The following is a 13027-nucleotide window of genomic DNA, read 5'->3' on the forward strand; positions in this document are numbered from 1 at the left end:
AAGTACACAATTTAACTATGAAACTGAAACAACAAGGCGTAACTTTAATTGAGCTACTGACGGTAGTGGTGATTGTTGGAGTGCTTGCTGCCATAGCAATTCCAAGCTATCAGGCTAGTGTGAGCAAATCACGTCGAGCAGATGCAACTGGTGCATTATTGGCGTTAGGAAATGCTATGGAACGGCATTACACTGAAAATAATAATTACTGTGATAGTGCAGCCGGGGGCACCTTGGTAGCTAATTGCGGCACTGGAACAGAAGATACAGGAACGCCCTCTATCTACACCATACCAATTGACACTGCCAAATATTACACAATAATCATTAGCGCGGCATCGACAACCAGCTACACGTTAAGAGCTACACCCACTGGTCCTCAGACTGGAAACGGAGTACTTGAACTTACAAATACGGGGGTAAGACGCTGGGATAGAAACAATGATGGCGACTTTTTAGATACCGATGAAACTCAATGGGACTAATTGCAGCTAGCTTATATTGATACTAAATCACCAGCATCGCGTCCCCATAACTAAAAAACCGATAACGCTGCTCGATGGCATGACGATAAGCGTTCATCACCACATCGTAACCAGCAAACGCCGACACCAACATCAGCAAAGTCGATTCCGGTAAGTGGAAGTTGGTCAGCAAGGCATCGACCGCTTTGAAAGTATAACCCGGTGTAATGAATAAATTGGTATCGCCAAATCCAGCCTGCAAAACACCACTAGTCGAAGCCGACTCCAGCGCTCTGACGACTGTAGTGCCGATTGCCAGTACCCGCCCTCCTTGCTCTCGGGTCCGATTTATTGCGTCCACGCAAGCCTGAGATACACTGTAAAACTCTTTATGCATTACGTGGTCGGACAAGTTCTCGACACGTACCGGTCGAAAAGTCCCGCTACCGACATGTAAAGTCACAAAACTGCGGGCCACACCTTTTTGCGCTAACCGGTCCAATATCGATTGATCAAAATGTAAACCAGCTGTCGGTGCTGCAACGGCGCCAAGCTGATCGGCAAAGACGGTTTGATAACGGTCTAAATCGCTGACTTCGTCGGCACGGCTGATATAAGGCGGCAGCGGAATATGCCCAACTTCGTCCAACAACTCCAACAAGCTAGTCTCGGATTCAAGCTGCAAACGAAACAAATCTCCCTCTCTCCCAAGCACCCGGCAGAGCGAGCCGTTTTCCAGATGTAACAGCGTATCGGTTTTGGGGGATTTACTCGCCTTGACATGAGCAAGCGCACACTGTGTATCTTCGAGACGCTCGATCAAAATTTCGACTTTTCCGCCACTCGCCTTATTTGCAAATAAGCGGGCCGGGATCACCTTAGTGTTGTTAAACACCAGTAAATCTTTGCTGCTTACCATATCGACAAAATCGGCGAACCGACAATCGGAAATACATGCTGCTTGTCTGTCCAAGCGCAGCAGTCTGCTAGAACTCCGTTCCGGCAACGGATATTGCGCAATGAGTCCCTCAGGCAACTGGTAATTAAAGTCGCTCTTTTTCATAAAATGTTTTTTGAATTTGGATACACCCTACGCGGTTAGCTACCGGCGGGCCGTAAAAAAGATGCTTGGGAATGATAAAGACTTAAACGAGAGACACTGACGTAAGATATGCCACTTTTATCTGAAATCAATACTTAGAATTTGCGGATTTAAGCTGTCAAAGCCCTTATGGCTAACACAAGCCGCACCAGGTTTTGATCTTTCGGCAACTGCTCCCCCATCAAATACCTCATCAAATCGGTATCTTCCAGCTCCAACAATTGCAAAAAAGCCAGCTGTTCAGCCCCATCGGCAACAATATAGCGACTATCCAAATACCTTAGCAGCATCAAATCAAGCTCTAGGGTTCCGCGCCGGCAACGCCAGCGCAGTTTGTTAATATTTTCGCTCACAGATGGTCGCGCTGGACCAATAATTTTTTGATCTCGGCAATCGCCTTGGCAGGGTTAAGCCCCTTAGGACAAGTATCTGTACAATTCATAATGGTGTGGCAACGATACAATTTAAACGACTCGTCAAGCTCATCCAGACGTTCTTTATCGTTTTCGTCCCGGCTATCGGCCAACCAGCGATAGGCTTGCAACAAGATCGCAGGGCCTAAATATTTATCGCTGTTCCACCAATAACTTGGGCAACTGGTTGAGCAACAAGCGCAGAGTACGCATTCGTAAAGGCCATCGAGTTTGGCACGCTCATCCCTGCTTTGCAGACGTTCGGTTTCCGCTGGTGCAGCCGATTCGGCGGTTAACCAGGGTTTTATCGACGTATATTGCTCGAAGAAATGCGTCATATCCGCGACCAGATCCTTGACCACCGACATATGCGGCAACGGGAATATTTTCACGGTGCCTTTATAGTCGCTAATCGCTTTGGTACACGCCAGCGTGTTTTTGCCGTTGATGTTCATCGCGCAGGATCCGCAGACACCTTCGCGACAGGAGCGACGAAACGTCAGGCTGCTATCAATCTCATTTTTTATTTTGAGAATCGCATCCAGCACCATTGGACCGCACTGGTCCATATCGATTTCATAAGTATCGATGCGCGGATTCTCACCGGAATCAGGATCCCAACGATAAACTTCGAAATGACGGATGTTGGTGGCGCCTTCGGCTTTATAGGTTTTACCCTTTTTAATCACCGAGTTTTTGGGCAGTGTAAATTCAACCATTAGTAAACCCTCTCTTTAGGCGCAACGACTTCGACTTCGTCGGTGAGCGTATACAGGTGGACAGGACGGTAGTCGATCTTAACCTGATTGTCGTGGCGCCAAGTCAGGGTGTGCTTCATCCAGTTTTTATCGTCGCGTTTCGGAAAATCTTCGCGTGCATGACCGCCGCGACTTTCCTGGCGATTACCGGCAGCGGTAATGGTAACCTGAGCTTGACCAAGCAAATTGTCCAATTCCAAGGTTTCCACCAGATCGGTGTTCCAAATCAACGATTTATCGCCAACATTTACGTCATTGAAGGATGCGGCAATTTCACCTATGGCTTTAATCCCCTCGTTTAGCGTAGCTTCAGTTCTGAACACCGCAGCCTTGGACTGCATCGCCGTCTGCATATCCATACGAATTTCTGCGGTTTTACGGCTACCGTTGGCGTGTCTGATTTTATCGAAGCGAGAGAGCGCTTGATCCGTGGCGTCTTTTGCCAACTGCTTATGCGGCATACCAGACTTGATTAACTCGGTGCAGCGAATCGCCGCCGCCCGGCCGAATACCACCAAATCCAGTAAAGAATTAGAACCCAAACGATTGGCGCCATGCACTGAAACGCAGGCGGTTTCGCCGATTGCCATCAAGCCCGGTACCACATAATCGGGATTACCGTCTTTCAAGGTAACGACTTCGGCTTTGTAATTGGTTGGAATGCCTCCCATGTTGTAATGCACGGTCGGCAAAACCGGAATCGGTTGTTTGGTCGCATCCACACCGGCGAAAATCCTGGCTGTTTCGGTGATGCCGGGCAAACGCTCGTGGATAATCGCCGGATCGAGATGCTCCAAATGTAAATGCACATGATCTTTCTTAGGCCCGATACCGCGTCCTTCGTTAACCTCGACCGTAATCGCCCTGCTGACCACATCGCGAGAGGCCAAATCTTTGGCATGCGGCGCATAACGTTCCATAAATCGCTCGCCTTCGGAGTTGGTCAAATAACCGCCTTCCCCGCGCGCACCTTCGGACATCAAACAGCCGGAACCATAAATACCCGTAGGGTGAAACTGCACAAACTCCATGTCCTGCAACGGCAATCCCGCCCGTAACGCCATGCCGTTGCCGTCACCCGTCACCGTATGCGCCGAGGTGCAGGACAAAAAGGTACGGCCGTATCCGCCCGTTGCCAATACAGTCTGGTGACCGCGAAATAGGTGAATGGAGCCGTCGTCCAGGCACCAGGCCAGGACGCCGCGACACTCGCCGTCCTCCATGATCAAATCCAGTGCGATGTACTCGACGAAAAATTCGGCTTTGTGCTTCAAGGCCTGTTGATACAAGGTGTGCAGAATCGCATGCCCGGTCACATCTGCCGCCGCGCAGGTTCTTTGCGCCTGGCCTTTGCCGTAATGCGTGGACATACCGCCGAAAGCCCGCTGGTAGATTTTCCCTTCCGCAGTCCGCGAAAATGGTACGCCATAGTGTTCCAATTCGATGATGGCCGGAATCGCTTCCCGGCACATGTATTCTATGGCATCCTGATCGCCCAGCCAATCCGAACCTTTTACCGTGTCGTACATGTGAAAACGCCAATCGTCTTCGCCCATATTCCCCAGCGCGGCGCTGATACCGCCTTGTGCCGCCACGGTGTGACTGCGGGTGGGAAACACTTTACTGATACAAGCGGTTTTTAGACCTTTTTCCACCATGCCGAAAGTGGCCCGCAAGCCGGCCCCGCCGGCGCCAACCACCACGACGTCATGTTGGTGTTCGATGATGTTATATGCTGAGGCCATGGGTTACCTTGCCAAAAGAATGATGATAATCGCGAGCAATGCCGCAACGCCCAAAACTAAAAAAGTCAGATTAGTGGCGCGTATCGCCAAGTTTCTTACCGGGATTGTGGACACATAATCTTCGATCACCACCTGCACACCCAAAGCGGCGTGATATACCACCGCCACAGTCCAGGCGATAATCGCCAGGGTATTGAACGGCGAAGACAACCAATTGACCGTTTCCGCATACGGCGCAGTTAAGGCTTTGTTTAGTAAAACAATCAACCAAATCGACAATGGCACCAAAGCCACGGCGGTCACCCGCTGGTACCAAAAATGTCCTGAACCGCTATGTACCGAGAAAAAATCGGCGGCTTTTTCCAGCGATGCTTTGTAATCCATAAACAGCCTCTTCTTAAGACACAACAAAGGTGATCAGCGTCAGCGATGCGGACGCAATCAATTCGTAAACCGCAAACTTATCCAGGGTCACGCGATCAAAAGTCTTACCCGTATCCCAAATCAAATGGCGAATACCATGCACCAAATGAAAAAATAGCGCATAGATAAAGCCCCAATAAACCAGCTTGAACAACCAGAATGCCATAAAGCTCTGCATCGCGCCGTAAGCGCCTTCGCCCGCAGCAATGGCGAACAGCACATACACAAACAGTACCAGACCCATGGACAGAAAGACCCCGGTCATGCGGTGCGTGATGGAAACCAAGCCGGTTAAGGGCAATCGATAGACTTGCAGATGGGGTGAAAGTGGTCTGTTAGCTGACATGATTTACCCTTGGTGATAGTTGAAAAAATAGATCGTTAAAAGTCGACACAGCGCCCTTTTCGTTCCCAATCGCCGAATCGCGTAGGCTCAGGCCCTTTCGGGCCGTTGATTTCTTCCGGAACTGCAGCAGACTTTTCATCCGGCAAGATTTTGTCCGTTTTCGGCAGTGCGCCTTCAAGCGATTCTTGTTGCGTAGTTTGGTCCGAATTCATATGGTTCGATGACTATTTAGCGATTGCCGATATTCACAAAATCTCGTCGCGGCGGGCCGACATATAGCTGTCGAGGCCGACTGATCGGCGTCACCGTATCCTCCATCATTTCCAACCAGTGCGACACCCAGCCCGCGGTTCTGGCAATAGCAAACATCACGGTAAACATATCGACTGGGATGTGCAGGGCTTTGTAGATGATACCCGAGTAAAAATCGACATTGGGATAAAGCTTCTTCTCGATAAAGTATTCGTCTTTCAACGCATACTCTTCCAAAGCCAATGCCAATTCGAACAGCGGATCGCTGGTGTTGGTTCGACTTAATACTTCGTAGCAAGTTTTGCGGATAATGGTGGCGCGCGGATCGAAATTTTTATAGACGCGATGGCCGAATCCCATCAAACGGAATGGATCGTCATGGTCCTTGGCCTTGGCAATATATTTCGGTACGTTTTCGACACTGCCGATTTGCGCCAACATATTCAAAACGGCTTCGTTGGCGCCGCCATGCGCGGGTCCCCATAGTGCCGCTATCCCGGCGGCAACGCAGGCATAAGGATTGGCCCCGGTACTGCCCGCCATACGCACGGTCGAAGTACTGGCGTTTTGCTCATGGTCGGCATGCAGAATAAACAGTAGATTCAGCGCCTTAACCAAATTGGGATCGATATAGTGTTCCTGATCGATATAGTTTTGCGATGAACGCGAGAACATCATATTCAGGAAGTTTTCGCAATAACTCAAATCCATACGCGGATAGACAAACGGCCTACCGATCGAATGTCGATAGGATGCGGCGGCTATGGTCGGCATTTTGCCTATCATGCGCGTCGCGCAGACTCTGCGGCTAGCGGGGTCCTTGATATTCAGGTCACTATGATAAAACGCGGACAGGGACCCCACCACGCCGACCAGCATCGCCATTGGATGAGCGTCGTAGTGAAAACCATCGAAGAACTTGCGCAAGGCTTCGTGAATGATGGCCCGGTCGCTGATTTCTTCGTTAAAGTCGCGCAACTGCGTCGCGTCAGGCAGCTCGCCGTTCATTAACAGATAGGCAACTTCCGTGAATTCGCAGTTTTCCGCCAGTTGCTCAATCGGATAACCGCGGTACAAAAGAATACCTTTATCGCCGTCGATATAAGTAATTTTGCTTTTGCAAGCGGCAGTAGCAATAAAGCCCGGATCGTAAGTGAAACACCCCAAATCCTTGTTCAAAGAGCGAATATCAACGGTATCTGCACCCAAAGACCCCTTCAACAACGGATATTCCACTTCTTTTCCGGTGGCATTACGCCTGACCAGTAAAGTATCGTTTGACATGGTTTCCTCAGTTTTCTGTTAGCAGAAGCTTAGCAGTTGGTTCCGATTATCACACAGGCAGCCAATTAGGCCAAACCCTTGTGGACTAATGCATCCCAAATTAAGACACATGTTCGTTGCTCAGCGTATGGGCAATCATTCCGCCTATTTTTTGGCTGTATTATAAAAAACAGCGTCCAACAAAGTTAGACATACTGACCCGCGCACCAGCCCGAAGACCAGGCCCATTGAAAGTTGTATCCTCCCAGCCATCCGGTCACGTCCAAAACCTCGCCGATAAAATATAGACCGGATACCTGCAAACTCTCCATGGTTTTCGAGGAGATAGCATCGCAATCGACACCGCCGACGGTCACCTCTGCCGTGCGATAACCTTCGGTAGCATTGGGTTTGATCGTCCAGTTGTGCAAACTTTCCGCTATAGCGCTCAGGTCTTTATCGGCGCAATTGGCAACGGTCATCTCCAGATAGCGTTCGTCCAATAAAGCCTGCAACAAACGTTTCGGTAAATATTCGACTAACAGGTTTTGTACTTTTTGCTTACTGCCCTGCCGGCGATGTTCCTTAAGCTCACGAAGCAAATCCGTATCCGGCAACAAATCCAAGGTCAGCGCCTCGCCCGGCTGCCAATACGACGAAATTTGCAGGATGGCCGGACCGCTCAAACCGCGATGGGTAAACAAAATATTTTCTTTAAACGACTGCTTTTGATAGCTTACCCGACAGGGTACCGCAATACCGGTCAACGGCGTAAATCGTTGCTTGTCGTCAGGCTGTAGCGTTAAAGGTACCAAACCGGCGCGAGTCGGCCAAACCTTGATGCCGAACTGTTCGGCCACCTTATAGCCAAAGGGTGTGGCGCCGATTTTGGGTATCGACAAACCGCCGCTGGCGATCACCAATGCCGACGCTGTCAGCTCAGCATTACCGGTATGCAATAAAAAATCGCCTTCGCTCAGTTTCTCTATTTGTTCCACCCGACAATTTGAGTCGAGGGCCACGCCGTTTGCCCGACATTCCTTCAATAACGCATCCAGAATGTCTTTGGCACTGTGGTCACAAAATAATTGCCCGTGCAAGCGTTCGTGAAACGCTATCTGGTGGCGTTGCACAAACCCTAGAAAATCCCATTGCGTAAAGCGGCTGAGCGCCGACTTACAAAAGTGCGGATTGTGCGAGATGTAGTTTGCCGGCTCGATACTATAGTTAGTGAAATTACAGCGCCCCCCGCCGGACATCAGAATTTTTTTACCCGGCCTATTGGCGTGCTCCAGTATCCGCACCCGACGACCACGCTTGGCGGCTTCGATAGCGCACATAAGACCGGAGGCACCGGCACCGACAATAACGACGTCTGCTTTATCCATGGAGCATTGCTTGTAAAGACATAAAAAAATCGGTAAAAAGTAGGGTATTCTAACCGGAAACCCCAGGGTACCGAGACGCATATCCTCTGACCGACGCGTTTCCCGCAGCCATCACCCAACTTCAACACTTCGACAAGGCCATAATGACTCCAAAATACAGCTATTCATTCAATACTGGCGACGGCAAAAACAAGGCTTTACTGGGCGGCAAAGGCGCCAATCTTTGCGAAATGACACAAATGGGTTTTAACGTACCGCCCGGCTTTGTGATTACTACGCAAACCTGCCTGACCTATCTGGAAAATAAACAATTACCCGCCGATCTGATGGACGAAGTGCGTGAGCAAATCGCCGAAATCGAGCGCGCCAGCAATAAGAGCTTTGGCGGCGCAACCGACCCGCTGCTGGTTTCGGTACGTTCCGGCTCCGCCATATCGATGCCCGGCATGATGGATACCATCCTGAATTTAGGCTTGAACAAGCAAACCCTGGCCGGCTTAATTGAAATGACCGACGACCCACGCTTCGCTTACGATGCGTATCGCCGTTTCATCCAATTGTTTGGAAAAGTCGCGCTGGGCATCGACGACGAAAAATTCGACGTGCATTTCAATAACGTCAAACGCGCTGCCGGCATAAAAGCCGATGTCGCGTTAACAGCCGATCAACTGCAAGAGATCAGCGAACAATTTCTGACAGTGGTTCACGAAGAAACAGGCCGGCCTTTCCCGGAAGATGTGTACCAACAACTGGAAATCGCCATCCGCGCGGTATTTAATTCCTGGCTGGGTAAACGCGCGGTGGATTATCGCCGCGAATTTCACATCACCCCGGACATTGCTAATGGCACCGCCGTGAACATTGTCACGATGGTGTTCGGCAATATGGGCGATGACTGCGCCACCGGCGTCGGTTTCACCCGCAATCCGGGTACCGGCATTAACGAAATGTACGGTGAATATCTGGTCAATGCTCAGGGTGAAGACGTCGTAGCCGGCATTCGTACTCCCAAACCGGTGCATGAAATGGCTAAGGAAATGCCCGAGCAATACCGACAACTGGTCGAACTGCGCAACAAGCTGGAAGCTCATTATCACGAAGTGCAAGACTACGAATACACCATCGAACGCGGCATTCTGTATTGCTTGCAAACCCGCAACGGTAAAATGAACGCGGCGGGGATGGTAAAATCATCCATCGACATGGTCGCCGAGGGTCTGATAAACAAGGAACAAGCGCTGTTGCGGATCAACCCGGATATGCTAGAGCAGCTGCTGCATCCGCAATTGGCCCCCAACCACGAGCTCAAAGCCATCGCGCAAGGCCTACCGGCTTCACCCGGTGCCGCCTGCGGCCATTGCGTATTCGACGCCGATACCGCGGTCCGTCTGGGCAAAACTGGCCAAGACCTGATTCTGCTGCGCGAGGAAACCAAACCCGAGGACATCCACGGCTTTTTCGCCGCGCAAGGCATCCTGACCAGCCGCGGCGGCAAGACATCGCACGCGGCAGTGGTGGCGCGTGGCATGGGTAAAGCCTGTGTGGCCGGCGCCGAAGATATCAAAGTCGATGTGCGCGCCCGTTTGGCCATCGTTGGCGACATCCATATCAAAGAAGGCGACCTGATCACTATTGACGGCAGCAACGGCAATATTTATTTGGGCCGTATCCCGACCATTCCGCCTTCATTCTCAGAGGAACTTAAAACCTTGCTGGGCTGGGCGGACAGCATCGCCCGCCTGCGGGTACATGCCAACGTCGATACGCCGGAAACCGCACGCTTAGCGGTCAGTTACGGCGCCAAAGGTATCGGTTTGTGCCGGACCGAACGCATGTTCAATGCCGCCGACCGTTTGCCATTAGTAGTGGATATGATTCTGGCGCACAACACCGAGGAACGCGAAACCGCATTGGCCAAATTGTTCCCGATCCAACGCGACGACTTCCAACAATTGTTCGAAGCCATGTCGCCGCATCCGGTGACCGTGCGCTTGCTCGATCCGCCGATGCACGAGTTCCTGCCCAACGAGCATCAGCTAATCGAAGAACTGGATGCGCTGAAACATTATCTGACCATCGTCAAAGGCCAGCGCGTGACGCTGGATACCCTGCTGCATCCCGCCGAAATGCCGCCGCCGTTCAATATGTTGAATGAAGACGTCATCCTGGAAGCGATCGGTAAAAAGCAAATGATGCTGGACAAAGTATTGGAACTTTACGAAGTCAATCCGATGCTGGGCCATCGCGGCGTCAGATTGGGCATGAGCTATCCGGAGATTTACAAAATGCAGATCCGCTCGATTCTGGAAGCGGCGGCGCGTTGCGTGAAGCAGAAGATTCCAGTGGAACCGGAGATTATGGTACCGCAAGTAATCACCGCACAGGAATTGAAAACCGTCAAAGCCTATGTGGACGAAATTCAAGCCGAAGTGGAAGCTCAATATAAACTCAAACTCAACTTCAAATTCGGCACCATGATTGAAACCGTCAGGGCGTGTACCCGCGCCGATCGGTTGGCCGCAACCGCCGCATTCTTCTCGTTCGGCACCAACGATTTAACCCAGGCCACTTTCTCATTCTCCCGCGAAGATGCCGAGAATAAATTTCTACCTTTATATGAAGAATCCGGCCTGTTGGAAGATAATCCATTCGAAACGCTGGACGTAGAAGGTTTGGGCAAGCTGATGAAAATGGCCGTGGAACTGGGGCGTCAACAACGGCCCGATTTAAAAATCGGCATCTGCGGCGAACATGGTGGGCACCCACGCTCGATTCGTTTTGTTCACGACCTGGGTTTGAACTACGTATCGTGTTCCGCGCCACGCATTCCGGTGGCGCGCTTGGCGGCGGCGCACGCCAAGCTTCTGGAAAAACGTACTTAAGCAAGTCAGCATGATTAGGGCCGGTTACGCCGGCCCTTTGCCAATTTAGCCCCGATACTGACCAACCCGGTTTCGACCGGAAGCTTTCGCGTCGTAAAGCGCCTGATCCGCGCAATGCAATAAACGTTCAAACGCTTGATCGTCTCCCGGAACGATGGTGGCCACGCCCAAACTGATCGTGACAAATTCCGAGACTTTTGAAGCCGGATGCGGCAAGCGCATACTTTCCACGGCTTTTCTGAGTATCTCCGCCAGCACCATGATTTGCTCGGCATCGCAGGCCGCGACCACGCAAAACTCTTCTCCGCCATAGCGAGCAATCAAATCGCCCGGCCGACGAAAGAATCGTTTCAAAGTTCTGGCCACTTGCCGTAAACAGTGGTCGCCTTCGATATGACCGAGGTTGTCGTTGTATAACTTGAAAAAATCGATGTCGATCATGATCATCGAAATCGGATACTGATGCCGCAAGGCCCGTTTCCATTCTCTTTTCACAAAAGCATCGTAGTAGCGCCGGTTGGGCAGCAAGGTCAAAGAATCCAGATAGGCCAATTGCAAACGGCTTTTGGCTTTATCCAGACGCTGGCTCAGCCTCGCCTGCGCCAAATAAGACAATAGCAAAACGATCGAACCGATCAAGGTCACAATCGCATGGGTAATAATCAGATGCTCCAGGCGCTCATTAACGAAAGCATCCATATTGGCGCTGGGAATACTGACGCTAATTCCGCCGCGCACTTCTCCGACCTTATAACCTTGGTGACAATTGAGACAACTTTCGTCGACCGTCAGCGGCGCCATATAGCGATAATAGGATCGGCCGTTGATCGTGCCCATGTCGCTGACGCTTTTTTGGCCTTTTTGAAAAGCCAGCAGCGCTTCGGACTCCCAGAGATCGGGCCGATTTTCCGGGCGAAGCGGGTTGAAACCGGTCAGATGAAAAGCAATTCCAGAGCTACCTTCATTCATTTCCGCTAACTGCCGAGTCATATAAGCGGGATTGATCAAGGTAAGCCGTTTGCCGTTGGTGGTTTCGACGTCTCTGTTCGGCACGTCCAAATAGGGATTTGGCTGGGTTTTTTCGGTAATCGGCACATAGACGCCGCCATGCGAAGCATTCCATTTTCTGACCGACACAATATGATCAAAAAACATCTCGGCTTGCCGGGTGGCAATCTTTTGCGCGTATTGTTTGGTATCCGTTACTTGCTGGTAGAGATTCAGGCTAATCAATAAAATCCATAGCACTGTATAAACCAGGAATGTAATCCTTCTCATTTATTGCCTCGAAAATGCTTATAGCCGCTTCGCTAAAATCCATCCAGGACTACCAAACAACCATACTATGGCGCCCGACTAACCACTAAAAACCTGTATATTGGGGATTCAACAATACAAATTGAAATGGCTTGTTTATGCTGGCACTATAACTTACCGAGCTTCCGAAATGAATGAACCTAATCACCCTTTCTAAAATGACCGACACAGCACTCCTCCCGGAACCTGAGCACGACCATAGCATATGCATACATAAGGCCATAAGTGTAGCCGAACAGCTATGCTTGTCACGCGGCGTGCAGCTAACCCCCATTCGACATAAGATTTTGGAGCTGATCTGGAATAGCCACAAGGCGGTTAAAGCGTACGACTTGCTCGATCAAATCAGACCGGTGAACGATGCCGCAAAGCCCTCCACGGTCTACAGGGCTTTGGACTTTCTACTGGAACAGGGTTTGATTCATCGCGTGGAAAGTTTAAATGCCTTCGTGGGTTGCCACTGTTCCGGCACCCAGCACGATCAGTTGTTATTGATCTGCACCGCCTGCAATACCGTGGAAGAAAGGTCGGCGCCGTTGGTGCTAAGCGCGCTTGCCGGCGAATTGAGCGAGGCCGGCTTTATGCCGCAACGTAAAACCATCGAAATTCACGGCTTATGTAAGTCTTGCAAATCCGTTGCCAATAGTCTTGCGAAAACGCCCGCATAAAAACCC

Annotated in this window: 13 protein-coding genes; 3 read left to right on the forward strand and 10 right to left on the reverse strand. The window is 50.8% G+C overall.

Going from position 1 to position 13027, the window contains the following annotated elements:
• Window positions 1–17: 17 nt before the first annotated feature.
• Window positions 18–485: a type IV pilin protein gene (locus ACH50O_RS09820; RefSeq protein ID WP_446811840.1), complete on the forward strand. Its 468-nt coding sequence runs from the start codon at window positions 18–20 to the stop codon at window positions 483–485.
• 22 nt (window positions 486–507) lie between these two features.
• On the opposite strand, the gene queA is transcribed toward ACH50O_RS09820, so the two are convergent.
• The 9 genes from queA to ACH50O_RS09865 all read right to left on the reverse strand — a co-directional run bounded on the left by queA (window position 508) and on the right by ACH50O_RS09865 (window position 8154).
• Window positions 508–1527: a tRNA preQ1(34) S-adenosylmethionine ribosyltransferase-isomerase QueA gene (gene queA, locus ACH50O_RS09825; protein ID WP_446811841.1), complete on the reverse strand. Its 1020-nt coding sequence runs from the start codon at window positions 1525–1527 to the stop codon at window positions 508–510.
• 149 nt (window positions 1528–1676) lie between these two features.
• On the reverse strand, window positions 1677–1919 hold the full coding sequence (locus ACH50O_RS09830; protein WP_446811842.1) for an FAD assembly factor SdhE: 243 nt from the start codon (window positions 1917–1919) through the stop codon (window positions 1677–1679).
• Window positions 1916–2698, reverse strand: coding sequence for a succinate dehydrogenase iron-sulfur subunit (locus tag ACH50O_RS09835; RefSeq protein ID WP_446811843.1), 783 nt, complete (start codon window positions 2696–2698; stop codon window positions 1916–1918). Before ACH50O_RS09835 ends, ACH50O_RS09830 begins: the two co-directional genes overlap by 4 nt.
• Complete coding sequence (gene sdhA, locus ACH50O_RS09840) at window positions 2698–4482, reverse strand: succinate dehydrogenase flavoprotein subunit (protein WP_446811844.1); 1785 nt, start codon at window positions 4480–4482, stop codon at window positions 2698–2700. The genes ACH50O_RS09835 and sdhA overlap by 1 nt, the downstream gene beginning before the upstream one ends.
• Window positions 4483–4485: 3 nt before the next feature.
• Window positions 4486–4866, reverse strand: coding sequence for a succinate dehydrogenase, hydrophobic membrane anchor protein (sdhD, locus tag ACH50O_RS09845; protein ID WP_446811845.1), 381 nt, complete (start codon window positions 4864–4866; stop codon window positions 4486–4488).
• 13 nt (window positions 4867–4879) lie between these two features.
• Complete coding sequence (gene sdhC, locus ACH50O_RS09850; protein ID WP_446811846.1) at window positions 4880–5251, reverse strand: succinate dehydrogenase, cytochrome b556 subunit; 372 nt, start codon at window positions 5249–5251, stop codon at window positions 4880–4882.
• A gap of 35 nt (window positions 5252–5286) precedes the next feature.
• Complete coding sequence (locus tag ACH50O_RS09855; protein ID WP_446811847.1) at window positions 5287–5463, reverse strand: DUF1674 domain-containing protein; 177 nt, start codon at window positions 5461–5463, stop codon at window positions 5287–5289.
• Window positions 5464–5479: 16 nt separating this feature from the next.
• Window positions 5480–6787 carry a citrate synthase gene (locus tag ACH50O_RS09860; protein WP_446811848.1) on the reverse strand — a complete coding sequence of 436 codons (1308 nt, stop codon included), beginning with the start codon at window positions 6785–6787 and terminating at the stop codon, window positions 5480–5482.
• A 185-nt stretch (window positions 6788–6972) separates the two neighbouring features.
• Entirely contained in the window at window positions 6973–8154 is a 1182-nt protein-coding gene (locus ACH50O_RS09865) for an NAD(P)/FAD-dependent oxidoreductase (RefSeq protein ID WP_446811849.1), read from the reverse strand.
• Between the two features lie 143 nt (window positions 8155–8297).
• On the opposite strand from ACH50O_RS09865, the gene ppdK reads away from it, so the two are divergent.
• On the forward strand, window positions 8298–11036 hold the full coding sequence (gene ppdK / locus ACH50O_RS09870; RefSeq protein WP_446811850.1) for a pyruvate, phosphate dikinase: 2739 nt from the start codon (window positions 8298–8300) through the stop codon (window positions 11034–11036).
• A 45-nt stretch (window positions 11037–11081) separates the two neighbouring features.
• Here ppdK and ACH50O_RS09875 read toward each other — a convergent pair whose 3' ends face one another.
• Window positions 11082–12314, reverse strand: a complete 1233-nt coding sequence (locus ACH50O_RS09875) for a diguanylate cyclase (protein ID WP_446811851.1) — start codon at window positions 12312–12314, stop codon at window positions 11082–11084.
• A 173-nt stretch (window positions 12315–12487) separates the two neighbouring features.
• On the opposite strand from ACH50O_RS09875, the gene ACH50O_RS09880 reads away from it, so the two are divergent.
• The gene (locus ACH50O_RS09880; RefSeq protein ID WP_446811852.1) at window positions 12488–13021 is read left to right on the forward strand and encodes a transcriptional repressor; all 534 of its coding nucleotides are present in this window, start codon (window positions 12488–12490) and stop codon (window positions 13019–13021) included.
• Window positions 13022–13027: the final 6 nt, after the last annotated feature.

This window comes from Methylomonas sp. 2BW1-5-20, from assembly GCF_052474515.1.

Coding starts and splice junctions, on each gene's coding strand:
- ACH50O_RS09820 (WP_446811840.1), top strand. CDS start 18: ATGAAACTGAAACAACAAGGCGTAACTTTAATTGAGCTACTGACGGTA.
- queA (WP_446811841.1), bottom strand. CDS start 1,527: ATGAAAAAGAGCGACTTTAATTACCAGTTGCCTGAGGGACTCATTGCG.
- ACH50O_RS09835 (WP_446811843.1), bottom strand. CDS start 2,698: ATGGTTGAATTTACACTGCCCAAAAACTCGGTGATTAAAAAGGGTAAA.
- sdhA (WP_446811844.1), bottom strand. CDS start 4,482: ATGGCCTCAGCATATAACATCATCGAACACCAACATGACGTCGTGGTG.
- sdhD (WP_446811845.1), bottom strand. CDS start 4,866: ATGGATTACAAAGCATCGCTGGAAAAAGCCGCCGATTTTTTCTCGGTA.
- sdhC (WP_446811846.1), bottom strand. CDS start 5,251: ATGTCAGCTAACAGACCACTTTCACCCCATCTGCAAGTCTATCGATTG.
- ACH50O_RS09855 (WP_446811847.1), bottom strand. CDS start 5,463: ATGAATTCGGACCAAACTACGCAACAAGAATCGCTTGAAGGCGCACTG.
- ACH50O_RS09860 (WP_446811848.1), bottom strand. CDS start 6,787: ATGTCAAACGATACTTTACTGGTCAGGCGTAATGCCACCGGAAAAGAA.
- ACH50O_RS09865 (WP_446811849.1), bottom strand. CDS start 8,154: ATGGATAAAGCAGACGTCGTTATTGTCGGTGCCGGTGCCTCCGGTCTT.
- ppdK (WP_446811850.1), top strand. CDS start 8,298: ATGACTCCAAAATACAGCTATTCATTCAATACTGGCGACGGCAAAAAC.
- ACH50O_RS09875 (WP_446811851.1), bottom strand. CDS start 12,314: ATGAGAAGGATTACATTCCTGGTTTATACAGTGCTATGGATTTTATTG.
- ACH50O_RS09880 (WP_446811852.1), top strand. CDS start 12,488: ATGAACCTAATCACCCTTTCTAAAATGACCGACACAGCACTCCTCCCG.